This is a genomic window from Paenarthrobacter sp. NPDC090517 (assembly GCF_044769165.1).
In the GTDB taxonomy this organism is placed as follows: Bacteria; Actinomycetota; Actinomycetes; order Actinomycetales; family Micrococcaceae; genus Arthrobacter.
In genome coordinates, this window is sequence record NZ_JBIVXN010000002.1 from 590854 (window position 1) to 615522 (window position 24669).

Below are 24669 nucleotides of genomic sequence, written 5' to 3' on the forward strand. Positions count from 1 at the left end.
TCAGTCGTCAAAGCGCAACTGGTTGCCACTGTTGCCACTAAGGTTGGCGATGATCTCTGACGCAACCGCATGGAGTTTTTGGTTTCGATGGCTTGAGGCCTTGGTCAACACACCGAACGCCTCGTCCTGGCCGCAACGGTTCTGGGCCATGATGACGCCGCAGGCGAGATCAATGACCGTTCTGGAGGACATCGCCGTCTTCAGATCAGCATTGAGCTGCTCCACGGTTTCGATCCTGATGGCCAGGCGCAACGTACTGCCGGCCACGTCAGCGAAGGCCGCTGCTTCAGCCATCACAACATTTGTGAAGGTTCCCGCGGTAGGGGCGAAAAAGTTGATAACCGCTTCGGATGTCTCCCCGAGGTCCATAGGCACGCCCAAGGCGCTGTGGACGCCTTCAGCTTCCAAGGCCTTGCTGTACAACGGCCAGTTAGTGTCGGTGGCAACGTCTGCCAGCAGCACCGGTCGCCCAAGGTCCAGGGCTTCCAGGCAGGGGCCCTGCCGAAGTTCCTGTTCAATTTTGTCCAGATACACAGCCCGCTCACTGCTGCCTGCAACGGTTGCGGTTCGCTTGCGCCTACGCAAGGTCAGGGCGCAGTCGATGTTTTCCCCGGCCACCTTGCTCATGGCATCGCAAGCGAAGCTGGTCACGCCGTTGAGAATCCCGTGGATGTCGGAACTACCGACCACCAGCTCATGCAGGCTTCTGATATGTTCGGCATTTCCGGAGGGTTCCATGAGCCTAATCGTAGGAACACTTCGGCTTCCCGTCACCCATTGCCCAGGAAACAGAGCAGAAGGTACAGTTCAAAAGTAAGTAACCTGACAAGTTTACTTGAGAGCGAGCCGCCGCTTGCAGCGGGATATCTGCCATGGAAGATCCACGTCGAACAGCGCGAAACCTCATACGAAGCCGGACCATTGATCTTGAAGACCTCTGGATCAGGTACTGGGCCCACGGCGGAAATGCTCCCATCTTTGAACTCGACGCCTACGTCTTCGGAATCCAGGAAGGACACCCCTTCGAGCTGCGGATCTTGTCATGGGCCCTTGAGGACCTGGGCGCCGACGCCTCGCTTTGAGAGGACAACACCAACAACAGCCCGGTAAACCTTCCACGCACTGCCACGGTATCGCTACCCTGAGCCCATGGAATCGGGATTGGAATCCTGGGCTGAGTTCAATGTAGCGATCGCCGGTTCGGCGTCGAGGTTCTGGTTGGAACCCTCGCAGGCGGGGTGATCGCTTTCCTGGCCGCCCGCGCCATCCTGGATGATGACTCCCCCGGGCATCCGCACCGTTGGGACGCGCAGCACATCGCATCATTCGTTTTCCCTTGGTCATCTACGCGGTGGGTGGCGTTCTGACAGTGTTATCGCTGCCCGCGGGCCCGGTCATCGTGGCGCTTGGGACCATCGTCGCCCTGATCGGCGCAGTGGTTTTCTCGTGGGTGGCTTTGGTGGAGATACTGCGCTGAAGGAGAACTGAACCCCCCGCGCGCCGCATAGCTAAGCATGCTTACTATGATTCAGGCAGTGACTCACTATCTGACGAGGAGCCAAGCATGACTCAACGAACCGTTTCGGACCTCATGGTGCAACGCCTCCAAGCATGGGGCGTGGACAGGGTTTTCGGATACAGCGGTGACGGCATCAACGGCTTCATGGGCGCACTCCGCCGGTCCCAGGGCAAGATCGAATTCGTCCAGGCGAGACACGAAGAAGCGGCGGCTTTCATGGCCGTAGGGCATGGCAAGTACACGGGCGGCGTCGGCGTCGTGACCTCCACACAAGGTCCCGGTGCCGTCCATCTTTTGAACGGTCTCTACGATGCCAAGATGGACAGCGTCCCGGTGGTGGCGATCATCGGGCAGCAGAGCACCACAGTCTTGGGCTCGGCCTATATGCAGGAAATTGATCTGCTGACGCTCTTTAAGGACGTCGGAGCCCAGTTCGCCCAGCTGGCCAGCTCCCCCGAGCCGGTCCCCATGCTGATCGACCGGGCATTCCGCACTGCCCTGGAGACGAGATCACCCTGCGTCGTGATCGTCCCCCACGACATCCAGACCGCCGAAGCGCCCGAGCTTGAGCATGAACACGGAATCGTGGTCACTGCTCCGGTCTGGCATCCTGCCCGCGTCATGCCCCGGGACGAAGAACTCGAGGCCGCCGCGGACATCCTTTCCAAGGGTGAGCGGATCGCGTTATTCGTTGGGCAGGGTGCCAAGGGAGCCCAAGAAGAGGTTGCGGCGCTTGCCGAAAAGCTCGACGCCGGCATCACCACCAGCCTGCTCGGCAAGCCTTTCGTTGACGAGACACTCCCCTACGCCGTAGGCACCATGGGCCATCTCGGCACCACCGCCAGCGCCTTTCTTCTGGAGCACTGTGACACCCTGCTCATCATCGGATCCAACGATCCTTGGACCGAGTTCTACCCCAAGCCCGGCAACGCCAAAGCCGTGCAAATCGACATCGACGGGCGCAAGATCGCCAACCGCTACCCCGTTGAGGTGGGTTTGGTGGGAGACGCAGCGGAAACGCTGAGCGTGTTGGCTAAACACCTTGACGGCAAACAACAGCCATCACGCGCAGCGTGGCGTGCCGACGTCGAAGATCAGGTCCGCGCATGGCGCCAGCTCTCAGAGGAACGCGCCAACATTCCCGCGGAGCCGGTGAACCCGGAACTTGTGGTCCGCGAGCTCAACGGCAGGCTGCCCGACAACGCTCAGCTGAGTATCGACGTCGGCAGTTGCGTTTACTGGTACGCCCGCCAACTGATCCTTCCGCCCGGAGTCCCTGCCCATCTGAGCGGCACGCTCGCCAGCATGGGGTGTGCCATCCCTTATGGATTAGCGGCGAAACTTGCCCGCCCGGAACGTCCCCTTGTGGCCCTGGCCGGGGATGGAGGCATGCAAATGCTCGGTGTCGCCGAATTGATCACCGTAGCGCACCGGTGGCGCGACTGGGCGGATCCCCGCTTTGTGGTGTGCGTTTTCAACAACCGCGACCTCGCCGAGGTCTCCTGGGAGCAGCGCGAAACCGAGGCAGAGCCGAGGTTCCCCGCCAGCCAGGAAATCCCCGACTTCCCTTACGCGGCTTATGCGGAGCTGCTGGGCCTGGCGGGAATCCGGGTGGAGGATCCCGCCAAGCTCGGCGACGCTTGGGACTACGCGCTTTCCGTGGATCGTCCGGCCGTCATCGAAGTCCTGACAGATCCGAGCATCCCGCTACTCCCGCCCTTCCCTGCCGGAGCGGAGAAGCTGGAGGGCATGCGTTCGGCACTGGCGGAAGAAGGCGCGGACGGTGAGCACGCACGGAGGCTGCTGGACACGTACGCCGAGGGCGAGTCCCGCCTGCCTAACTCAGCGCCAAACGAAGCCTAGAGGTTTTCCACCAGCGAGACGTCGCGGACGGCGCCCTTGTCGGCTGACAGGGCCATGGCTGCGTAAGCACGGAGCGCGGGAGACACGTGGCGTTCCCGGTCCTTCGGCTTGTAGCCGCCGTTGGCCTCGAGTTTTTCGCGGCGTTCGGCAAGGATCTCGTCCGACACCTGCAACTGGAGGGACCGCTGGGTGATGTCGATGCTGATAATGTCGCCATTCTCCACCAGGGCGATGGCGCCGCCGGAGGCAGCCTCCGGCGAGATGTGCCCGATCGACAGGCCCGAGGTACCGCCGGAGAAGCGACCGTCCGTGATGAGGGCGCACTTCTTGCCCAGGCCGCGGCCCTTGAGGAATGAGGTGGGGTAGAGCATTTCCTGCATACCCGGCCCACCCCTGGGGCCTTCGTAGCGGATGACCACTACGTCGCCTTCCTTAATGGTCTTGTTCAGGATCTTTTCCACGGCTTCGTCCTGCGACTCGCACACAACAGCGGGTCCTTCAAAGGTCCAGATGGACTCGTCCACACCTGCGGTCTTCACCACAGCGCCGTCCACTGCGACATTGCCGCGCAGCACAGCCAAGCCGCCGTCCTTGGAGAAAGCGTGCTCCACGGATCGGATGCAGCCGCCCTCAGCGTCGGTGTCCAGGGAGGTCCACTGGTTCGACTGCGAGAAAGCTGTGGAAGAACGAACGCCGCCGGGAGCCGCGTGCCATAGTGCCTGCGCCTCCTCAGTGGCCTTGCCGCCGCGGATGTCCCAGTCGTCCAGCCAGCCATCCAGGTCGTTGGAGTGCACGGAGTGGACGTTCTTGTGCAGGAGGCCGCCGCGGTTCAGCTCACCGAGCAGTGCGGGGATGCCCCCGGCGCGGTGCACATCTTCCATGTAATAGGTCTTGTCCCCGGCGACGTTCGGGGCCACCTTGGCCAAGCAGGGCACTTGGCGGGACTTGGCGTCCATCTCTTCCAAGCCATAGTCCACGCCCGCCTCCTGGGCCGCGGCCAGCAGGTGCAGGATCGTGTTGGTGGAGCCGCCCATGGAGATGTCCAAAGCCATGGCGTTGTCAAAAGCCTCGGCAGTTGCGATGGAGCGCGGCAGAACGGAGTCGTCGTCGCCGTCGTAATAGCGCTTGACGAGCTCGACGACGGTGGCGCCGGCCTTTTCGTACAGCGCCTTACGTGCGGTGTGGGTCGCGAGCACGGAGCCGTTGCCCGGGAGGGCCAGGCCAATCGCCTCGGCGAGGCAGTTCATGGAGTTGGCGGTAAACATGCCAGAGCACGAACCACAGGTGGGGCAGGCGTTCTCTTCGATGAGGTTGATGTCTTCATCGGAAATGGATTCATCCACGGCGTCGGCAATCGCGTTCACCAGGTCCAGGGAGCGTACGGAGCCGTCGGTCAGGGTCACGCGGCCGGCCTCCATGGGACCGCCGGAGACGAACACTACCGGGATGTTCAAGCGCAGCGCCGCCATGAGCATGCCCGGGGTGATCTTGTCGCAGTTGGAGATGCAGACCAAGGCGTCGGCGCAGTGTGCGTTGACCATGTACTCAACGGAGTCGGCGATCAAGTCTCGGGACGGCAGTGAGTAGAGCATGCCTGAGTGGCCCATGGCGATGCCGTCGTCCACGGCGATGGTGTTGAATTCGCGCGGCACAGCGCCGGCGGCGAGGATCGCGTCGGAGACGATTCGACCCACGGGGGCGAGGTGGGTGTGTCCGGGGACGAATTCGGTGAAGGAGTTGGCCACGGCAATGATCGGCTTGCCGATGTCCGTGTTGGCAACACCGGAGGCGCGCAGCAGTGCGCGGGCTCCGGCCATGTTGCGGCCGTGGGTAACTGTTCGGGAGCGAAGTGCAGGCATGAATACCATCCTGCTGTTGTTCTACGGCTGGCGGAAGACGGTGCTGCTACTAGTAGTGAAAGTACCAGAGTAATAGTGTTGAATGTGTGAAAGATGAGAGACGCAAAGAACTGGGGCTCTTCCTTAGGACCCGCCGAAACCAGGCCCTTCGTTCGGACTACGGGCTGCCGCCCGTGGGTCGTTCCCGCGAGCGCGGCCTCCGCCGGGAAGAGATCGCGTTCCTCTCCGGGGTCAGCGTCACTTGGTACACCTGGCTGGAGCAAGGCCGTGACATCAGCCCCTCACGCCAAGTCCTGGAAGCCGTGGCCCGAACGCTGCATCTTTCGGACACCGGGCTGAGTTACGTACTCTCTTTGGGCGGGTACTCGTCGGCGCTCCCCAAAGGACCCGTGGCGGCCGATGCGCCCGCTCACGTTCAGCGGTTATTGGACGCGCTGGACCCCAACCCCTCCTACGCTTTGTCTCCGGACTGGGGCATCGCAGGCTGGAACCGCGCCTATGAGGCGCTGTACCCAAACATCGGCACGTTCGACGCCGCGGACCGGAACCTTTTGTGGCTGGTCTTCACCGATCCCTTCATCCGCGACCTGCTCCCCGACTGGGATGTCACCAGCAAGCGCTTTTTGGCTGAATTCAGGGCCGAAACGGGGCAACGCCTGGGAGACCCGGATGTGGAGTACCAGGTGCAGCGGCTCAAGGAAGCGAGCCCTGAATTCCAGGAAAGCTGGGACCGGTACGACATCCTCGGCTTCGAATCCCGTGAACGGCAGTTCCACCACCCCGCAGTTGGCGTCCTGCATATGGAGCATCACCAAGTCTCACCCTCTGACCGGCCCGATCTTCATATCGTGGTCTACACACCGGCGCCCGGGAGTGACGCGGGCGAGCAGATGCAGCGGCTGATTGGGGTCTGATGCACATCACGGGACCTGGTGGTGGTTGCCTTTAGCTGGGCTCCCTCTTGTTCAGGACGAAATTCGCCGGCACCGACGCGACGCCGTTTGCCTGGACTACCACGTAGTGCTCCCCCGGGTAATAGGAACGGGTTGTGATTGGGCGGAAGGAATGTGTTTTTGTGACAGTCACGGTCTCGCCTGGCCCAATCCGGCGGGACGTGAGCTTGAAAGTTTTGGCGCTTACCGTGCCGTTGGCCCGCTGGAAACCGATGGAATAGTCAATGGCTGCCTTAGCGGGCTGGGGGCCCTCATTGACCACCTCGGCTGAAAATTCCACGGTTCCGTCCCACGCCACCGAAGTGTGGAGGACTCGAGGCTCCATAACCGCGAGCTGACCACCCGAGTAGCCCAGGAGGGCAAGTGCTTCCGGATTGCCTTGCTTGACCAGGGTCCTGAGTCCATGGCGCATCACCTTGGGAGTGGTGTCATCAGGCTTTCCTGACCAACGGCGGGCAGTGGCTATCACCAACCGCGGATCGATGCGGCTCAGATCATTGAGATGGTTCGCAGCAGAACGTCGAACGTATTCGGCAGGATCTTGATAGGTGGCATCCAGGATCCCTTGCGTTGCGGCTGGATTGGCCACCAGCCAAGGAACTCTTTTGGCCCACGGTAAGTAAGCGCGAGAACCCTCGGTAGCGAGGCGGCGGACGTTTTCGTCGTCGTGATTCGTCCACGTTTGCATGGTCGCGATAGCTCGTTCCGGCCGGGCAGCTATGAGGTCACGGATGGCGAACTCTCCCGTTAGCCTGCTCGTCAGGCGGGACAGGACCGTAAGAGCGGCGTCAAAGTCCGCGAGCGACCCCGATTGCAGCGCCCTGCCGGTCACCACTTCGGTGGCCGGCCACACCATCCATCCCGTAAACCGAGGGTCCTCGAGAGCATCGAGCATGATCCGCTGAACAGCGGAGTAGCCTGCCGGCATATCGTTAAGGAGCGCGTCCCTGACGATATCAACCCGCTGCCGGAGGCGTTGCCCGCCAAACGAGTCACGTGAGCGCTCCAGTGTTGGCAGCGCAATGTTTGCATCGGCGCTCATGAGTATGGATTGCAGTTCAGCTATAACACTGGAATTGATCAGCTCATCCATGGCGCCCATACGTTTTCTCCTTCGTCGGTTTTGCCATCGTAGGCGATGGGGATGACAACGAAAGCTGCCTGGGAACCCACGTCGTGCAAGCCGTTAGGCGAGCGGTTGCTTATCGAGCTGCGGCGTTTCGGGAGCTGTAGTCCTTGCGGCTGTAATCCGCCCTAGGACCAGCATCAACACCAAGGCCACAATGACAGGTATACACACAGAGAGAACTATGGTGCCGGTATCTACGCCAAGGCCGATGAGAATTCCGCCGAATATCGGGCCCACCACCGATCCGAGTCGCCCCAGTGAAGCTGCCCACCCCACCCCCGAGGTCACAGTTGCTTGGGGGTACAGAGTCACTGCCACAGCGGCCTGGCCGATCATTCCGGCTTGAAGCCCAAGACCAACGCCACCGAAGACGATCAGCAACAGAGCCTTGTCCGGACCAAGGAATGCCGAAATGACGAGGAAAACAACCGCTGCTGCTGAAGTCCAGGCCAAGACTGTGGTCATCCGGCGTCGACGTGATCCCAGAATCAGCACACATGCGCCAACAATGCTTCCTACGCCCAACGCCGCCGATCCCAAGGGCGCCAGACCAAGACCAAAGCCGTAGCTCGTGAGCAGGGTGGGCAGCCAGGATGAGAACACGTAGTAAACGGCGAAAATAAGGAATGAGAAAGACCACAGCAAAACGGTTCTGCTCCGCACTGGTCCATCGAAAAGTCGGGAAACCGCGGCGTGGTGCTTGGCCTCTGAAGGATCCATGGGAGTGATCGACGCCTGTTTACCCGATAGGCCGATCCACAGGAACGGCAGGAGTAAGCCTGAGGCGATGGCTCCGAGAATGAAAACCCATTCCCACCCGAGCGCATTTGTGACCATACCCCCGCCGAGTCCAGCAATGAGTGCCCCGAATGAAATACCTGTCATCACGACCACCGCAATAGATTGGCGAAAACGCGACGGATTGACGGCGGTCGCATGTGAGACAGCCGCAGGCAAAACGGCCCCTAACCCCAGCCCGGTCACGAAGCGAAGGATCGTCAGCTCCACTATTGAACCTGACCACGCTGTCAGCAGCGAACCAATCGTGAAGACCACTACGGCGGAAAAGATGACATTCCTTGTGCCTATTTTTGCTACTAAGCGTCCTACCGCCATGTAACCGAGAGCCACCCCCGCGCTCGTAAATGCGAGGGCCGGGGTGAAATGGGCGGGCTCAACTCCCCATTCCTTGGACATCGACGGTATGGACACCCCGAGTGCGACCGTGTCGTATCCATCGAGCACTACAGCGGCAAACGCAAGGCAGAGCACCCACCAGTTAGGTTTGATCTCATCCTGCATTCTGGGTTCGCTCATCGTCTCCATCGGACATCCTTAAAGTTGTGAGGGCTTCAAAGTCGAAGCAGGGCATGCCGTCCGGGAACCATCGAAAGTACGCAAGTACTGACTTTCTTGGTTTAATGTATCTTAGCATTGTGATTCTGCAAAGTGACTTATTTCACGCATCATTCGTTTTGGCAGAACGATGTGGCCCCATAGGGCAATAGCTGTACAAAAAATCGACAATTCGGCGCACTATGGAGGCATGAACGCTCCCGGTGCCAGCGGTTTGGCGCAGGGTGGTTCCGGTAGCTTCGGGGCTGGCCTGCACCCGTGGAGCCGTTATGTGGCTCTGGGCGACTCGTTCACGGAAGGCTTGGGCGATCCTGAACCACGGAGCCCCGGAGGCCTCCGCGGCTGGGCGGACCGGGTCGCCGAAGAATTGAGCACCGGCCACGAGGATTTCGCTTATGCGAACCTTGCCATCAGCGGACGGCTGCTTCACCAGATTCTCGAGGAGCAGGTGGGCCCGGCGATCGAGCTTCAACCTGATCTGATCACCCTTAACGCTGGCGGCAATGACCTGCTCTTCCACAGGAGCGATCCGGACAAGCTTGCCCTTGAACTGGACGCGGGTGTGGAAAGACTGGCATCCACCGGTGCCACGATCGTGCTCTTTACCGGCCCGGACTGGGGAGCGACGCCTGTGCTGGGCCGCACCCGAGGCAAGGTGGCCATCTACAACGAAAACATCCGGGTAGTCGCCGCCCGCCATGATGCCGTGATCGCAGATCTCTGGGCACTCCGCATGCTAACCGATCCACGGATGTGGGATCCGGACAGGCTGCATTTCTCTCCACTCGGTCAGCACACCATCGCCATCATGGTGCTGGACACCCTCAACGTTCCGCACTCATTGGAGCCTTTGACGCCCAAGCCCCTACCGGAGCGGAACTGGCGTGAGGCCCGGGTGGGCGACATCATCTGGGCTCGGGAACATCTCTTTCCGTGGGTGGTTCGTCGCCTGACGCAGCGAAACGGCGAAGACGGACACCAACCCAAAAGACCGGAGCCAGGGCCTGTCTTCGGAGCTAGTATGCCTCCCGGCGCATATATAGGCCAAGATCCGAGGCATATCCCGGACCAGGCCTGAAACCCCGGACTATTCCGTGGCGTAGCTATGGAGTCCGTCACCCTTTGCCGCGCCTGTGGTGGTGTTGGCTGGATCGACGCTAAAATTTCACTTGCCGCAAGTACAAGCTCTTCGGCATCAATCCGCGTTTGTTTTTTAGGAGCGCCATACCGTGAGTGGGGGAACCGACCAGTCATGACGGCAGGCAGTACCCCCAGTCCGCATCCCGGGGCTTCAGCGATCACAAAGCCCATCACTACTAAAGCCCCGAAGGCAGCAGCTCCCGGGACAAAGCCAGTAGCGTATCCCGCCATCCTGCAAGGCTTCCTCGGATCCTTGTTCATGTTTGCCGGGTCCATTGGCATCGGATGGATCGCCAATGGATCCCCCATGATCCGCCACCCAATAGTCATTGCACTCCGCACTGAAGGCTGGGGCGTGACCGTCTCCGCCGTCCTCCTGACCGTGGGTGCCATGTTGTTGGTGCGGTCCTGGCTGAGGTTGGGCCAACGAATGGGCAACTGGGAAGGGAATTCGCTCAAACCGATCGTTGCGGCGATCGGGGCGTGGTCCCTTCCTTTGCTGTTCGCTGTGCCCGTCTATTCGCGTGACGTCTACGCGTACATAGGCCAGGGCCGCCTGATGATGGAAGGCCAAGACCCTTACGACGTCGGTATCTCGGCTCTGAACAACTGGTTCGCCTTGGGCGCGGACCCGGCATGGGCGGAAGCCCGCACTCCGTACGGGCCTTACTTCTTGTGGATGGCCCACGCCGTGGTTGCCATTACGGGCGCCCAGCCGGACGTGTCAGTCCTGCTCTTCCGGCTTTTGGCCGCCGGCGGGGTGCTGTTGTGCGTTGTGTACGTCCCCAAACTCGCGGAGCTTCACGGGATCAATGGTGCCCGGGCGCTCTGGATTGCGGTTGCCAACCCACTCTTCCTCATCAGCTTCGTCGCCAGCGCCCACAACGACGCCATCATGGTGGGCTTCGCCGTGGCGGGAACCTACTTCGCAGCCACCAAACGGCCGTTACTGGGCATCCTGCTGGTCACACTTTCCATCGGGATCAAACCGGCCACCGTTTTGTTGCTGCCCTTCATCGGGCTGATGTGGGCGGGTGCCGGGGCGTCATGGCCGCGGAAGTTTGGAATCTGGGCCGCGACCGCGAGCATCAGCTTCGCTGTCCTGGTGATCAGCGGCATCCCATACGGCTTGGGCCTGGGCTGGGCCTGGGCCATCACGGACCCCACTCCCGGGTTCACGGGCTACTCGCCGTCGGGATTCCTGGGCCAGCAAATCGAGTTCCTCGGCAACGCCTTGGGCCTGCCTGGCAATGCAATGGCGGACGTCCTTCGAGCGGCCATGAAGTGGGGCGCTGTGGCCCTGGTCCTCGTCCTGATGTTCCGCGGTGACCACTCCCGCGTGGTGCGGCGTATGGCCCTCGCCTTCGCGGCGATCGTGCTGCTCTCCCCCATCATCCAGCCTTGGTACATCCTCTGGTTCGTCCCCTTCCTGGCCGTGACGGGGATCAGGGACGACTGGCAGATGCGGTGCCTGTACGTCGGCGTGACATTCTTTGTGGTCTTCGGAGCGCAGGACCAATTGTCAGTCTGGTCCTTCGTGGAGGTCTCTGTGGACCTGTCCTCGTTGGCCTTCGCCATCGCGCTTCTGTTCGCGTTCTACTTGGTGTTCCTGGACATCCATACCCGTAGGCTGCTGGTCCAAGGCAAACTGTCGCGTTGGGTGGGGCAGACTGACCGTCGCCTGCTCCACCGCCCTCCGACTATCCGCTAAAGCGCCTTCGGGACCGCCTGAGCGCCATCCCGGTTCACGCGGCGTCCCAGTTCAATAGTCCGCTGCACTGACCACCAGAGCAGTACCACCAACAGGACATTCCGGGTGGTGAGCACAGCAGCCATGATCGGGTGCGCGTGGATAAGCGGGGTGTAAAACAGCGGATAAATCACGAACGTGGTCATGGCAATCCCCATCAACAAGGCGGCTGGCACCTTCCAACGTTTCCAGTCGTGCGTCAAGCCTGCAATGATCACAGGCGCCAGCCAGATGATGAACTGCGGCGAGCCCACCTTGTTGAACACGATGAACGCCGTTGTCATCATCAAGGCGCCTTCGAGGAACAGCTCCTCACGCTCGGCTCCGCGCTTGAGTGCACGAATCAGGAGGATGGCGGCCGCGATCGCTGCAACGATCAGCAGCGGCTGCATCAGGAACGCCGCAACCTCGGCACCGGGTCCGTAGACCTCCGTGGAGTTGATGGCAGTGTTGTCGGCCATCTTGGATCCGGCAACGTTGAAGACACTAAGCCACACCCAGGGCGTTGAGAAGGTAGCTTCCAACTGCATGCCGCGCTCGCCCTGGTTGATCAGGAAGTCCAGGATGTGGCTGAAGCCCCCGGCGAGGTAGGTTCCAAGACCTACGACGGCGGTGACGCCCACCCCGGCAGCAATCATCTGCAGCCGATTGCGGGAAGCGATGATGATGGGTACCAGCACGGCTGCGGGCCACACTTTGATCCACGTTGCGATGCTCAACAGGACAGAGGCGACAACGGGCCTTTGGGCGGCGCAGATCAGGGCAATCAAAACAATGGAGGTGGTGATGCCTTCAACGCGGGCAAAGCTGAGGTACCCCATGAATACGGTGAAGAACAGCCACCACCATGCGGGCGCGATCCCGGTGACCCGTCGTGGGCCGCGCGTCAGGTACCAAAGGCCCAGGGCGTTGAGGGCCGTGATCAGCAGGGTCCACATCAATAGGTAGAGGTCCGGACCGGCAATTCCCGCAAGGAAAATGGGAATCTGGGCCAGCACGGGATAAACCCAGGGGCTGATCTTTCCGTTGAGGTTCTCCGGATTGTAGCCATCCATCGCCCATTGGCGGTATTGCTCAGTGTCGCTGAAGGTATTGCCGCTGAGGAAGAAGGAAGCCATCCAGCACAGGAAGTAGAAATGCACCACGGCAAATCCCCACCACACGCTGGAGGGACGGGCGAACCACGCTACAACTGCGGGAGGCAGGACACGGCTGCGGATACGGACCAGCTGGTCAAAGAACGTCGCAGAAATCTTAGTGCTCCTTGCCCGCTGGTGCGGTGACCACGGATGGCTTACGGCCCAGTGAATACAGGCGACGCGCCGACCAGAAGAAGAGAACCACCAGCAGGACGTTGCGGATGGTCAGGACCAGGGCCATCCAAGGATTGTTGTGGCTCAGTGCATCGTAGAAGAGCGGGTAAATGAAGTAGGTAGCAACGGCGATCACGATCAGCATGGTGGCCGGAACGCGCCACTCTTTCCAGTTGTGCGCCAGCCCCACAGCAACCGCCGGTGCCAGCCACACCATGAACTGCGGTGAACCCACCTTGTTAAAAACGATGAAGGCGGTCACCAGTGTGAGGGCTCCGGAAAGCAGGAGTTCCGTCCGGTCCACTCCGCCGTTGAGCTTGCCTTGGTGCAGGGCCCAGAAGGTCAAACCGGCGACGGCGGCCGCTGCCAGCAGGAGGAGGGGCTGCATCAGCACGGACATGACCGCAGTGCCGGGCCCGTCCACCTGCATGGAGTTGATGTCAGTATTCATGTACATGCGGGAATCCCCGATGCCGAGGACGGACAACCACAACCAAGGGGTGGTGAAGGTCGCTTCGAGCTGCATGCCGCGATCTCCCTGTTGTGTCAGGAAGTTCAGCAACTTGGGGACGGCACCAACTGCCGCAGCCAGCGCAACCACAACCGCCGTCGTCGCAATTCCTGCCGCCACAACGTGCAGGCGTTTCCTGACCACTGCGAACAGGGCCAGCATCACAGCGGCGGGCCACACCTTTACCCAGGTGGCGACGCTCAGGAGGACCGACGCGACGAAGGGCCGTGTAACACCGTAAACAAGGGCCACGAGGACTATGGGGGCAGTCAGTCCGTCAACGCGGGCGAAGCCCAACCAGCCCATGAGGAAGACGAATACCAGCCACCACCAAGCAGCCGGGATTGCTTCCTGCCGGCGGCCGCGGTCGGTGAGTTTCAGCACCGCCCAGCCGTTCAACAGTGTGGTGAGCAGGACCCAAAGGAAGAAGAAAGGGCCAGGACCGGCTACACCAGCCAAGCCCATGGGGATCAGCGCCAGAATGGGGTAGACCCAAGGGCTGGGTCCCCCCGTGAGGTTTGCTTCGTCGAATCCGGCCAGCGCCCATTCACGGTAGATAAAGGTGTCGCTGAAGGCTTCGCCGCGCAACGAGAGCACGGCACCAAAGACCAGGAACACCAGGTGAATCACCACGAAGCCCCAGAGCAGGCCCCGCGGGGAGTTCATGCGTGCCGCCAACCTCGCTGGGATTGTTTTACCGCGAATTTCCGCGAGCTTACTGAAAAAACTGTCCATCAACGAAGAACTTCCTGGCTAGGTGGGTCCTTGCCTCAGCAATCCCCAATTTTCTTGGGACCGAAAAACCCCCGCATGCTACTTTACGCGAGTCACCCAAACGCCCGGCAGTTGCCTAGCCTGCGGGCTGGGCTTCCGTCTGCGCGCGTATGCTCCATGCGGACCAATCCAACGGGTGAACGGAGGGTCGCCCCAGGAGGTAACCTTGCGCTGCTGTGACCTTCAGCGCGGTGACTTCGTCAAGCTCGGCGGCGGTTTCGATGCCTTCCGCAATTATGTCCGCGCCGATCTCCCGGGCAAGCTCCACGATGGCCCTGGCCCGGATTTTCTGACCGTCGCTGCTTTCTATTCCCTCAATCAGATGGCGGTCCAGCTTGATGATGTCGGGGCGCAACTGTTCAATCCGCTCCATGGAAACCAAGGCGGCTCCGGAGGCACTGATGGCCAGCCGCAGGCCCAGGGTACGCAGCGGTCCCAGGCCGTCGTCGCCCGTTTGCCCTTCCACGGATTCCAAGCTGCCCGTCAATTCAACAATGATCCTGTCCGGGGCAAGTGCCGCCGCAGCCAGAAGGTTCCGCACACGGGGGTCGCTGGAAGTTGCGGGGGTGAGGTTCAGCGCCACGGACATGTTCTCCGGGACGTCGTGCGCTGCCGTCAGGGCGCAGTGCAGCGCCGCAATTTCGAGTTCCGTGCCCAACCCGGCTGCCGCAGCCTCATTGAACCAGACATCGGCTCCGGCTCCGTCCTCTCCGACGAACCTGGTGAGCGCCTCTACGCCAACCACCTCGCCGCCGGGCAGTGCATGGACGGGCTGGAAGGCTGTCAGCAAGAGTTTGTCCGCCAGGATCGACTGGATGCCTTCGCGGACTTCGTGGCTGACGGGGACCGACACCGTCCGGGCTGTGTCCGAGGACTCCAAGTGCAGGCTGGCAACTTCACGCTGAACGGGGACCTTGGCCACTGAACCTGGTGTCTTGCGGGTCTCTAGCAAGTGCTCCAACAAGGCGCGCTCGGGATCCTCGGGACGTGCCTCAAGCAACGCACGAAGGCTGTTCCTCGCTCCTTCGCTCCGGGCATCACTGTCGGAAAGGATGGATTCAATGATGTCCAGCACTTGTTCGCGCATGGTCATGTCTTCGCTTGCCGGCGCCGTAACAGCGTCATCGGCGGCAGCAGCGTCATCCTTCGGTGAGCTGCCGCTTTCCGGTTTAAAAGAGCCCGCGTCTTGAGCCATTAATTATTCCTTTGTGTGTCCCCCACTGGCGAAGCCAGCCATGACATGACCCCCACGAAACGTGTGGGCCTTGTCACGAATCTTACAGAGGAATCAGCCCATCTGAGACACCGGGGTGACTCCTGACGAGGGAAAACGTGTTATTGGACGGCAAGCCCTGACATGCTGGAGGGGTGACATCCATTTCAACGGAATCACCCCGCACCGCACTCAGTTGGAAGCTGTTGCCGGCGGCGTTGCTTTCCTTGTCCGGCGTGCCTCTCTTTGCAATAGGCAACGAGCTGCTTGGCTATGGCCTGCTGGTGGCGAGCGTGGCCACCGCGGCTTTCATCGACCACCGACTGATGCGACACCTCGCGTTGATCGCGGCAGGTATGACTATCTTCAGCCTGGTACCGCTCAACGCCGACCTCAGCACAGAGCACATGGCCCTCATGGGCGGCGCCCTGGCATTGGCTGTGCTGGTGCCATGGCTGGTGTCCCGGTTCGTCTACCGCGAGGACATCATCAAGTTTCCCGTGAACACCGGCCGAAAGTGGCCGCTGGCAGCGAAGCTGTACCTGATAGGTGTAGTGGCGCTGGGATACTTCATCCTGCCGGTGTACCTGATCAGGACCGGTGTCTACCAAAACTGGCCGGATGCTTCCGATCCCGAAATCTTCTGGCGGCTGTTCCTGGGCGTCAACGCCGTGGGTATCTGGGATGAACTGTTCTTCATCTGCACCACATTCACCCTGCTGCGGCAACATTTTCCGGACTGGCTGGCCAACCTTCTTCAAGCCGTGGTTTTCTCGTCATTCCTGTGGGAGATCGGCTACCAGGCATGGGGTCCGCTCCTGACGTTCCCGTTCGCATTGCTGCAGGGCTACACGTTCAAGCTCACCAAGTCGTTCACGTACGTGGTGTCGGTGCACCTGCTCTTCGACTTCGTCCTGTTCCTCGCTCTAGTGCATGCACACAACCGTGACTGGCTGCCGATCTTCCTGTACTAGTCCATCTTTCCGAGCCGGAGTGCCAGTCCTACGTCCCCGAACCTGCCCACGCTTCATCTGAAACTTCGATCTCCTGTGCCATGTCATCGAGGAATCGAATCACCGATTCCCGCTCGGGAGGGCTCAGCCTGGCAGCCGCGAGGAACCGTTTGGCCTGCTGCCGCCCAACGGTCCTCATGGCAGCCTCGTGCGTTTCAGGTGTGATGGCGATGGCTAGGGCGCGGCGGTCGGAGGGGTGCGCGCGTCGCGTGACGTGGCCGGCGCGTTCCAACCGGTCGAGCAGCTTGGTTGTTGACGCCGTCGAGATATTGAGCCGGGATGCTATTGCGCCTGGCGTGGCTATCACGCCATGGTTGGCACAGACAATCAGGTAGTGCAGTGCGCGCATATCGGACTGGTTAAGTTTCATGTACCGAAGCGAGGCGTCGGAGAGGCGCTGTTCAGCCTCGCGCAATCTTCCCAGCGCTGCCATGACGTCGCTGATTTGCTGGACATCCGCTTCGGAGAGGTCGGAGCGATCCACTAGTTCCTGATGAGGATCGTTGGCGTCCAAGTCATAGATGCCAGCGGAAACCGGGGTCCCGGCTTCTTCAGGTATCTCTTCAGGACTGGACATGTTTGGTATGTTACACCTAACTTCCTACATGGTAGCCTTTCTTCTAGCTTGTCTAGCAATATTGAGGTTTCGGGCAGAAACAGGGTGTGGAGGAAGGCGCAACATGAACGCGACAGAGATGGTGGTCCTCCTTGACGACGCCGGGGCGCCCATTGGCGAGGCCCCCAAAGCAGGAGTTCACACACTGGATACGCCCCTCCACCTCGCCTTCTCCTGCTACCTGCTCAACGACGCCGGAGAAGTTCTCCTGACCCGCCGTTCACCCGAGAAGAAAACGTGGCCCGGAGTGTGGACCAACAGCTTCTGCGGCCACCCCGGTCCGGGTGAAGACTTCGAGGATGCTGTCCTGAGGCGTGCCCAGTTCGAACTCGGGGTGGACGCCACCAGGATCGAACTGGTCCTCCCCCACTTCCGATACAGGGCAGTAGATCCGACGGGCATAGTGGAAAACGAAATTTGCCCTGTCTACATAGCCCACATCACCGGGGTGTTGAAGCCGAATCCCTCCGAGGTAGCGGACTGGGCCTGGATCTCACCCGCGCTGCTGGCCGATGCTTTGGAACACACACCGTCCGCTTTCAGCCCCTGGCTCGGGCTTCAATTTCCGGAGCTCCTCAAGGCGAACGCCTTGCCACTCCAAGCTGGAGCCGAAGCATGACCATCACCTCAAGTGGCTTACGCGGACGCACCGATCTCTGCGCCGCGATCGAAAACGAGCTGAGCGGACTCATCGGCAAGCGGGCCAGCGCGGCAACTGCCTATGGCCCGGACTTCGCCAGGCTGTGGGCGCTCGCGGGCCGGAACGTCCTGGGCGGCAAGTTTGTCCGGCCCTTGTTGCTCATGGAAACGTACGACGCACTCTCCCAGCGGCATCAACAGTACGACTCTGACGACTCACGTCAGCGCGAGACAGCGATCAGTATTGCCGCCGCCATTGAACTCCTGCACTACGCCTTCCTGCTGCACGATGACGTGATCGACGGCGACCTCGTCCGACGCGGGCACCCCAACCTGATCGGTTCCCTCCTCGCGGAAGCCACCGCACGCACGGACGGACGTGCCGGCACTGACGGTACTGGTGGCGTACGTGGAACCCGCGCCGGGAGCAGCCTCCACTGGGCCCAAACCGGCGGGATACTCATGGGCGACATGCTCCTCGCGGCTACGCACCAGTCCTTCGCCCGCGCGGATCTCCCGCACGAGCTTCGCCTGCGGCTCCTGGACCTGCTGGAACACACCATCAACGAGACAGTGGCCGGCGAACAACTGGATGTGGGCCTCGGTGACGGCGCCATAGCCCCGGACCTCCAGACCATCCTGGTGATGTGCGGCTACAAAACCGCCACTTACACCTTCGAGCTCCCGCTGCGTGCAGCCGCTACGCTGGCCGGTGCCGACTTCGCCGTCGAGAATTCGCTCGCAACAGCCGGCAGGCATCTTGGGCTCGCCTTCCAACTCCAGGACGACCTCCTGTCAACTTTCGGGGATCCTCGCCGCCACGGCAAGGATCCCTTTTCAGACCTCCGCGAGGGCAAGGAAACCGCCATCATCGCCCATGCACGGACCACGCACGCATGGCCGGACATCGAGCCTTTCTTCGGCATGCCTGAGCTCAGCGTCGGCCAAGGCGAGCACGTCCGCCGGCACCTCAGCGATTGCGGCGCCGAGGCATTCGTCCAAGGTCTCATCGAGGAACAAGTGCATGCCTTCAACAATCAGCTGACCACCACCATCCCGGCAAGCGTACGCAACGTCCTGCTTGACCTCGCAGGACAGCTTGAGGGGCGGCAATCATGAGCGTCGCCATGGATACCTCGTTTACGCATTTCACCCGGACGGCTGAGCGCGCAGCCAATCAGGTCATTTCCGCGTACTCAACCTCGTTTGGCTTGGCGTGCAGGCTGCTGGGATCCAGGCACCGCCAGCACGTCCGCAACATCTACGCCCTGGTACGGGTGGCCGACGAACTCGTGGACGGTGTGACCGCGGAGGCCGGCCTGAGCTACCAGGAGCAGTGCGAAGCCCTCAAACACTTCATCGATGAGACGCACCGGGCGGTCAAGCTCGGCTACAGCAGCGACCTCATCATCCACGCATTCGCCCAGACAGCCCGAACCGCCGGAATCGATGACTCACTCATCGACCCGTTCTTTGACTCCATGCGCATGGACCTCGGCGAGCGCACTGACTTCCTGGAGCGAAATGCCGCCCCACCCGCGCCACTTCGTTTCGACGCCGATGCCCACGACGGCTACGTCCACGGTTCCGCGGAGGTGGTGGGGCTGATGTGCCTGCGCGTCTTCATGCGGGATGAGAACATCGACGACGGCGACGCTGCGGCTTTGGAGCACGGCGCCAGCAGGTTGGGCGCTGCTTTCCAGAACATCAACTTCCTCCGGGATCTTGCGGACGACACCACCCGGCTGGGACGCAGCTACCTTGGAACCGCAGACCATCTCGAGGACCGCGACCGCATGGGCTGGGTCAGCACGATCCGGGCACAGCTGGCCGACGCGAACGCCGTCATTCCCATGCTGCCGCGCGACGCCAGGGCCGCTGTCCGAAGCGCCCTTGCACTGTTCCAAGCGCTCACCGACAGGATCGAACAGACCACGGTGGACGAACTCTACCGCTCCCGCGTCCGTGTACCGGATCCCGTGAAAGCCGGGCTCGCCGCCCGCGCCGTCGCCTCAACCTGGATGGAGTTGCACCGATGACCCGGACAGTAGTGATCGGCGGTGGCATCGCTGGGCTTGCCACCGCCGCACTCCTCGCCCACGAAGGACACGAGGTCCAGCTCCTCGAACAGCGCGATCAGGTGGGCGGCCGTGCCGGCAGCCTCGAGCGGGATGGCTTCCGGTGGGACACCGGCCCCTCCTGGTATCTGATGCCCGGCGTCTTCGACCACTTCTTCAACCTGCTCGGCACCAGCACCGCCGAACAGTTGGACCTCCGCACCCTCAACCCTGCGTACCGCATCTTCAGCGAACCAAACCACGACGGCGTGCGGCCCGACCCGTTGACCGTCCCGTTTGGCAGCGACGAGGTTATGGAAGCCTTCGAACGCCTGGAGCCCGGGAGCTCCAAAGAGCTCAGGTCCTACCTCGCCTCCGCGCGGCACACCACGGAAATGGCCGAAAGGTTCTTCCTCTATAACCCGTTCACCAAGCTTCAGGCGCTGCTTCAACCACAGGTTGTGCGCAGCCTGCCCAAGCTAGCGCAGCTGCTTCTGACGCCGCTCGATAAATACGTGTCCCAGCGATTCCAGCATCCAGTGCTCCGCCAGGTCCTTGGCTATCCGGCAGTTTTCCTGGGCACCAACCCTTCCGATGCGCCGGCCATGTATCACCTGATGAGTGCTTTGGACCTGGGGGACGGCGTGCAGTACCCCATGGGCGGCTTTTGGGCGCTCGTTGAACGTTTGGAAGCACTGGCAGTCGATGCCGGGGTGAGGATCCACACAGGGGCCGAAGCCCTCAAGATCACCACCCGCGAGGCGACACACACCAAGAAGCTGGGGCGCTTTGACGGCTTGAACCTACCCGCTGGCTTTACCGGCAAGGACAGCCGGGAGGTCACCGGCGTCAAGTGGCGAGACAACTCCGGGGCAGAGCACTACAGCGTTGCCGACCAGGTGGTCTCCGGCGCCGACCTGCACCACACCGAAACCCAGCTCCTGGGCGTCAGGGACCGGAGCTACAACAAAAAGTACTGGCAGTCCCGCACCAGTGGGCCCGGAGCTGTGCTGGTGATGTTGGGGGTGAAGGGTTCGCTGCCGGCCCTTCCTCACCATTCTTTGTTCTTCACCCGGGATTGGGAGGCAAACTTCTCCTCGATTTTCGGAGAAGATCCGGGCATTCCGGATCCGGCATCCATTTACGTCTGTAAACCCAGCGCAACGGATGCCGGTGTCGCACCGCAGGACCACGAGAACCTTTTTGTCCTGGTTCCCGTCCCTGCCGACCCATCGTTGGGAGCTGGTGGAGCTGATGGCAACGGCGATGTGCTGATTGAAAGAACTGCGGACGCCGCTATCGACCAGATCGCCCAATGGGCCAATATTCCGGATCTCCGCGAACGTGTGGTGGTCCGGCACACCGTCGGCCCGGCCGACTTCGCCCGAGACTATAACTCGTGGCGCGGGGGCATGCTTGGCCCCGCCCACACCCTCCGGCAAAGCGCGATGTTCCGGGCCCAGAATGCCTCCAAACGCGTCCGTGGTCTCTACTACGCGGGTGCCACCACTTCTCCAGGCGTTGGTGTGCCCATGTGCCTCATCAGCGCCGAACTGGTGTTGAAGCGAATCCGCGGCGATCACAGCAGCGGCCCTATCACTGTGAGGCCTGTAGCTAGCAGGATTGGCTGATGGGCGTTCTCTACTTGGTCTCGTTGCTGCTGAGTATCACCTGCATGCTCCTGCTCGACCACCGTTTCCGCCTGTTCTTCTGGCGGGACGCAAAAGCAGCGGCAATCGTGACCGCCGTCGGGGTCTTGTTCCTCCTTGCTTGGGACCTGGCCGGAATCGGATTGGGGATCTTCCTGCGCGGGGAAGGCACCATCGCCACCGGGGTGCTGCTCGCGCCGGAGCTGCCCATTGAAGAACCCGTCTTCCTGGTTTTCCTCGTGCTGTGCACGATGGTCCTGTACACGGGTGTGCGGCGGCTGCTTGATCGGGTGCCGGCCACCCGCAGCGAGAAAGAGCGGGAGACCGTATGACGTATCTGTGGCTCGCGCTCGCCTTCATCGCCGCAGCAGCCGTTGCCGGCGTGCTCTTCGCTCATCATGGCGCCCGGCGCGGAGAGGCCGGCAGGCATTGGAAAGCCGTAGGACTCGCGTTCGCGGCCCTGGCCGTCCTCACAGCTGTTTTCGATTCCGTCATGATCGGCATGGAACTCTTCCACTACGACGCTTCGCACATCCTCGGCGTCAAAATTGGCCTGGCCCCCATCGAGGATTTCGCTTATCCGCTGGCGGGCGTCGTGGCGTTGCCCGGCTTGTGGATTTGGCTGACGCGGAAGCGTAAAGGGGACGGTTCCAGTTCCAGTTCATCCAACCTCAAAGGCCTCGTCCCCCAGGCCCTGCTCGCGTCACGACCCGTCAGTTGGATCAACACCGCCTACCCTTTTGCCGCGGCCATGCTCTTGACCACCCGCGAGATCGACTGGGTTCTGATCGTCGGCACGTTTTACTTCCTGATCCCGTACAACCTGGCCATGTACGGCATCAATGACGTCTTTGATTATGAGTCGGATCTCAAGAATCCACGCAAGGGCGGCATCGAAGGCGCGCTCCTCCAGCCACACCTTCACCGGCCCATGCTGTGGCTCGCGGCGATCACCAACATTCCGTTCCTGCTGGTGTTGGCGTTCGCAGGTGGGCCTGCCGCGTGGATCAGCCTGGCCGTAAGTGCATTCGCAGTGGTGGCTTACTCGGTGGCCGGACTTCGCTTCAAGGAACGCCCCGTCTTGGACTCGCTGACGTCGAGCACGCACTTCGTGAGCCCCGCAGTCGTCGGGTTGGCGCTGGCCGGCGCTGACGTGACGGCGGGGCTGCTCATCCTGCTGGCCGCGTTTTTCCTGTGGGGAATGGCCGCCCACGCCTTCGGCGCCGTTCAGGACATCGAACCCGACCGGCAAGCGGGCATTGGCTCCATAGCAACCGTCATCGGTGCCCGCCGGACGGTGAGGCTCGCCGTCGGTCTCTGGCTTGTTGCCGGCCTCGCGATGCTGGCCACGCCATGGCCCGGGCCGCTCGCGGCTATCATCGCCATCCCATACATCGTCAACTGCGCGCCCTACTGGAACGTCACGGATACAACGGCGGCACGCACCAATGTGGCATGGCGGCGGTTTATCTGGCTCAACTACGGTTCAGGATTCCTGGTGACGCTCATCTTTATCCTGCAGTGGAGCCTTGCGTCATGAAGGCGGTGTTTGTTCGGGGGCCTCAGGTTTCGCAGGATCTTCATCGATCGTGTCCAGTGCTTCGCGCATGTGCTGCAGGAAGTTCACCACCACCTGCGACTCGTCAGGGCTTAAGGCGCACGCTGCATCCAGCATTCGGCGGTGCATTCCACCTAAGGTGTGCCGCACTTCCTGGTCCGAGCCCGGAGTGGCCTTCAGGATCAGGGCCCGACGATCAGTGGGGTGGGGTTCGCGGCGTATGTGGCCGGACTCCACCAACCGGTCAATCAGCGTGGTCATGGACGCCGAGGTTATGCCGAGTTTGTCGCCCAAGTCCTTCGGCTTCATCACTTTGCCCGCGGCCTCGGCTTCGAAGAGATAGCGCAGGGCCAGCAAATCCTTCTCACCCATTCCCATGGACGAGCGGGTCCTGCGACGCATCGCTTGCTCGGAGGCGCGGTAATCCCGCAAGGCGTTCAGGACATCAATGGCAATGGCCTTCTGACCTGGGTCTTTCCCGTACCAATAGCCCTTTGCGTGGCCTTCCGAGTCCATCCCATATTCCTTCGATAAGCGTAAAGCTCGTTTCACTAGCATTTTGATACTAGGTCACGTACCTCGTGAATGCATGACACCGCACATCCCACACGGAAAGAGGCTCGGCAAATGGCAACCCAAAGCTCAGATCTTTTGCGGCAGATCACGGTCACCGTGAGCCTGGTGGTCTGCATCGTTAGTTCGATGATCGGCGTTGGCGTCTTCGGTGGGACACCAATTGCGCAGGCAGCTGGTGGCGCTTTGGCCGCCGATTCAACCCTTTTGGCTCCCGCGACTCCCGCTTTCTCCATTTGGTCCGTGGTTTACACGGGGCTTGCCGCTTTCACGGTATGGCAATGGCTGCCGTCTCAGCGTTCCAGCATCCGGCAGCGGTCGCTTGGTTGGATCGTCGCCGTGTCCATGATCCTCAATGCGGCATGGATCTTGACCGTTCAGGCTGGCTGGCTCTTGCTTAGCGTCCTGGTGATCCTGGCGTTGCTGGTGACCCTTGTGCTGGCTTTCCTGCGCTACAGCCAGAGCCGGGCCGGCTCATGGGTTGAGGCTGTTGTTGTTGATGGAACCCTCGGCTTGTACTTGGGATGGACCAGCGTGGCGGTGTGCGCCAACATCGCGGCTGCTTTGAAGGCCTCAGGCTTTGGGGGCTTCGGGCTGCGTCCCGAAGTCTGGTCCGTCGCCGTTCTGGTGGTGGTCGCTGTCGTGGGCATTGCCTTGGCAATCAAGGGCCACGGGCGCCTCGCTTTGGCGGCCGCAATCGCGTGGGGCCTCGTGTGGATTACGGTGGGCCGCAGCGCCGACGCACCCGAGTCATTCCCGACAGCGATCGCGGCGGCTGTTGCTGCTGCCCTGGTTCTCGGCGCTGCAATCACAGTGCGGACGCGGGCGGTGCTGGCCGGGCGCTAGCGTTTGTCCGCTCGCTGGTTACGAAACCCGCGTTCGTTCGCTGCGCGGGCGGTTGAAGGGGTGAGCCGCACGGACAAGGGCGGGGCGGGGGCGGGGCGTGCTGGGCGTGCTGGTTGGTTTTCCACATAGGAGAATTGCTGTCTTATTGCGCCTTCTGCTGGCTGGAAGAGTGGGGGCATGGAGCAAATACCGGAGGACGAGACGATTGGTGCGCTCGCGCTTCTGCGTGCTCCGGTGGGTGGTGGCTCCCCGGATGGGCCCCGTGTTTCCGATGTCCTCGCGCTCCTGAGTGCTGTCCGTTTGGGCGTCGACAGCGCCGGGCTGATCGACCAAATCCG

The 24669-nt window shown here is 61.7% G+C and carries 24 protein-coding genes; 14 read left to right on the plus strand and 10 right to left on the minus strand.

The genetic code is table 11. The features are described from left to right. Entirely contained in the window at positions 1 to 738 is a 738-nt protein-coding gene (locus ACIQTW_RS11600; protein ID WP_402936932.1) for a GAF and ANTAR domain-containing protein, read from the minus strand. Between the two features lie 134 nt (positions 739 to 872). Between ACIQTW_RS11600 and ACIQTW_RS11605 the strand changes: the two genes are divergently transcribed. Then, the gene (locus ACIQTW_RS11605; protein ID WP_402936933.1) at positions 873 to 1082 is read left to right on the plus strand and encodes a hypothetical protein; all 210 of its coding nucleotides are present in this window, start codon (positions 873 to 875) and stop codon (positions 1080 to 1082) included. A 54-nt stretch (positions 1083 to 1136) separates the two neighbouring features. On the opposite strand, the gene ACIQTW_RS11610 is transcribed toward ACIQTW_RS11605, so the two are convergent. Continuing rightward, positions 1137 to 1316, minus strand: coding sequence for a hypothetical protein (locus tag ACIQTW_RS11610; protein ID WP_402936934.1), 180 nt, complete (start codon positions 1314 to 1316; stop codon positions 1137 to 1139). 20 nt (positions 1317 to 1336) lie between these two features. Here ACIQTW_RS11610 and ACIQTW_RS11615 point away from each other — a divergent pair, with 20 nt between their 5' ends. Next, positions 1337 to 1477 carry a hypothetical protein gene (locus ACIQTW_RS11615; protein WP_402936935.1) on the plus strand — a complete coding sequence of 47 codons (141 nt, stop codon included), beginning with the start codon at positions 1337 to 1339 and terminating at the stop codon, positions 1475 to 1477. Between the two features lie 87 nt (positions 1478 to 1564). Further along, a complete protein-coding gene (locus ACIQTW_RS11620) occupies positions 1565 to 3382 on the plus strand; it encodes a thiamine pyrophosphate-requiring protein (protein ID WP_402936936.1) in 1818 nt (605 codons plus the stop codon). Here the strand turns inward: ACIQTW_RS11620 and ilvD are convergent. Beyond that, entirely contained in the window at positions 3379 to 5241 is a 1863-nt protein-coding gene (gene ilvD, locus ACIQTW_RS11625; RefSeq protein ID WP_402936937.1) for a dihydroxy-acid dehydratase, read from the minus strand. The two genes, ACIQTW_RS11620 and ilvD, sit on opposite strands and share 4 nt — an antisense overlap. An 86-nt stretch (positions 5242 to 5327) precedes the next feature. Between ilvD and ACIQTW_RS11630 the strand changes: the two genes are divergently transcribed. Then, positions 5328 to 6155 carry a helix-turn-helix transcriptional regulator gene (locus tag ACIQTW_RS11630; protein WP_402936938.1) on the plus strand — a complete coding sequence of 276 codons (828 nt, stop codon included), beginning with the start codon at positions 5328 to 5330 and terminating at the stop codon, positions 6153 to 6155. A gap of 31 nt (positions 6156 to 6186) precedes the next feature. Here the strand turns inward: ACIQTW_RS11630 and ACIQTW_RS11635 are convergent, their stop codons facing one another. Both ACIQTW_RS11635 and ACIQTW_RS11640 read right to left on the minus strand, forming a co-directional pair. Beyond that, complete coding sequence (locus tag ACIQTW_RS11635; protein WP_402936939.1) at positions 6187 to 7296, minus strand: DNA alkylation repair protein; 1110 nt, start codon at positions 7294 to 7296, stop codon at positions 6187 to 6189. An 84-nt stretch (positions 7297 to 7380) separates the two neighbouring features. Further along, the gene (locus tag ACIQTW_RS11640) at positions 7381 to 8640 is read right to left on the minus strand and encodes an MFS transporter (RefSeq protein ID WP_402936940.1); all 1260 of its coding nucleotides are present in this window, start codon (positions 8638 to 8640) and stop codon (positions 7381 to 7383) included. 229 nt (positions 8641 to 8869) lie between these two features. Between ACIQTW_RS11640 and ACIQTW_RS11645 the strand changes: the two genes are divergently transcribed. Both ACIQTW_RS11645 and mptB read left to right on the plus strand, forming a co-directional pair. Next, a complete protein-coding gene (locus tag ACIQTW_RS11645) occupies positions 8870 to 9757 on the plus strand; it encodes a GDSL-type esterase/lipase family protein (protein WP_402936941.1) in 888 nt (295 codons plus the stop codon). 174 nt (positions 9758 to 9931) lie between these two features. Beyond that, positions 9932 to 11530 carry a polyprenol phosphomannose-dependent alpha 1,6 mannosyltransferase MptB gene (gene mptB / locus ACIQTW_RS11650; protein WP_402936942.1) on the plus strand — a complete coding sequence of 533 codons (1599 nt, stop codon included), beginning with the start codon at positions 9932 to 9934 and terminating at the stop codon, positions 11528 to 11530. Here mptB and ACIQTW_RS11655 read toward each other — a convergent pair. The 3 genes from ACIQTW_RS11655 to ACIQTW_RS11665 all read right to left on the minus strand — a co-directional run bounded on the left by ACIQTW_RS11655 (position 11527) and on the right by ACIQTW_RS11665 (position 15362). Continuing rightward, positions 11527 to 12714, minus strand: a complete 1188-nt coding sequence (locus tag ACIQTW_RS11655; RefSeq protein ID WP_402936943.1) for a glycosyltransferase 87 family protein — start codon at positions 12712 to 12714, stop codon at positions 11527 to 11529. The two genes, mptB and ACIQTW_RS11655, sit on opposite strands and share 4 nt — an antisense overlap. A gap of 109 nt (positions 12715 to 12823) precedes the next feature. Then, complete coding sequence (locus ACIQTW_RS11660) at positions 12824 to 14128, minus strand: glycosyltransferase 87 family protein (RefSeq protein ID WP_402936944.1); 1305 nt, start codon at positions 14126 to 14128, stop codon at positions 12824 to 12826. Positions 14129 to 14243: 115 nt separating this feature from the next. Further along, positions 14244 to 15362, minus strand: a complete 1119-nt coding sequence (locus ACIQTW_RS11665) for an EAL domain-containing protein (protein WP_402936945.1) — start codon at positions 15360 to 15362, stop codon at positions 14244 to 14246. Positions 15363 to 15535: 173 nt separating this feature from the next. Between ACIQTW_RS11665 and ACIQTW_RS11670 the strand changes: the two genes are divergently transcribed. Then, positions 15536 to 16354 (plus strand): CPBP family intramembrane glutamic endopeptidase, encoded by an 819-nt coding sequence (locus ACIQTW_RS11670; RefSeq protein WP_402936946.1) that lies wholly within the window; start codon positions 15536 to 15538, stop codon positions 16352 to 16354. 28 nt (positions 16355 to 16382) lie between these two features. On the opposite strand, the gene ACIQTW_RS11675 is transcribed toward ACIQTW_RS11670, so the two are convergent. Continuing rightward, on the minus strand, positions 16383 to 16970 hold the full coding sequence (locus tag ACIQTW_RS11675) for a MarR family winged helix-turn-helix transcriptional regulator (protein WP_402936947.1): 588 nt from the start codon (positions 16968 to 16970) through the stop codon (positions 16383 to 16385). Positions 16971 to 17073: 103 nt separating this feature from the next. Here ACIQTW_RS11675 and idi point away from each other — a divergent pair, with 103 nt between their 5' ends. The 6 genes from idi to ACIQTW_RS11705 are packed head-to-tail and all read left to right on the plus strand — an operon-like array spanning position 17074 to position 22894. Then, a complete protein-coding gene (idi, locus tag ACIQTW_RS11680) occupies positions 17074 to 17628 on the plus strand; it encodes an isopentenyl-diphosphate Delta-isomerase (protein WP_402936948.1) in 555 nt (184 codons plus the stop codon). Beyond that, on the plus strand, positions 17625 to 18767 hold the full coding sequence (locus tag ACIQTW_RS11685) for a polyprenyl synthetase family protein (protein WP_402936949.1): 1143 nt from the start codon (positions 17625 to 17627) through the stop codon (positions 18765 to 18767). The genes idi and ACIQTW_RS11685 overlap by 4 nt, the downstream gene beginning before the upstream one ends. Further along, a complete protein-coding gene (locus tag ACIQTW_RS11690) occupies positions 18764 to 19687 on the plus strand; it encodes a phytoene/squalene synthase family protein (protein WP_402936950.1) in 924 nt (307 codons plus the stop codon). Before ACIQTW_RS11685 ends, ACIQTW_RS11690 begins: the two co-directional genes overlap by 4 nt. Then, positions 19684 to 21336, plus strand: coding sequence for a phytoene desaturase family protein (gene crtI, locus ACIQTW_RS11695; RefSeq protein WP_402936951.1), 1653 nt, complete (start codon positions 19684 to 19686; stop codon positions 21334 to 21336). The genes ACIQTW_RS11690 and crtI overlap by 4 nt, the downstream gene beginning before the upstream one ends. Then, complete coding sequence (locus ACIQTW_RS11700) at positions 21336 to 21686, plus strand: lycopene cyclase domain-containing protein (RefSeq protein ID WP_402936952.1); 351 nt, start codon at positions 21336 to 21338, stop codon at positions 21684 to 21686. Before crtI ends, ACIQTW_RS11700 begins: the two co-directional genes overlap by 1 nt. Then, on the plus strand, positions 21683 to 22894 hold the full coding sequence (locus ACIQTW_RS11705) for a prenyltransferase (protein ID WP_402936953.1): 1212 nt from the start codon (positions 21683 to 21685) through the stop codon (positions 22892 to 22894). The genes ACIQTW_RS11700 and ACIQTW_RS11705 overlap by 4 nt, the downstream gene beginning before the upstream one ends. On the opposite strand, the gene ACIQTW_RS11710 is transcribed toward ACIQTW_RS11705, so the two are convergent. Beyond that, positions 22889 to 23428 (minus strand): MarR family transcriptional regulator, encoded by a 540-nt coding sequence (locus ACIQTW_RS11710; RefSeq protein WP_309073854.1) that lies wholly within the window; start codon positions 23426 to 23428, stop codon positions 22889 to 22891. The two genes, ACIQTW_RS11705 and ACIQTW_RS11710, sit on opposite strands and share 6 nt — an antisense overlap. A gap of 111 nt (positions 23429 to 23539) precedes the next feature. Between ACIQTW_RS11710 and ACIQTW_RS11715 the strand changes: the two genes are divergently transcribed. Next, the gene (locus ACIQTW_RS11715) at positions 23540 to 24331 is read left to right on the plus strand and encodes a tryptophan-rich sensory protein (RefSeq protein ID WP_402936954.1); all 792 of its coding nucleotides are present in this window, start codon (positions 23540 to 23542) and stop codon (positions 24329 to 24331) included. Positions 24332 to 24669: the final 338 nt, after the last annotated feature.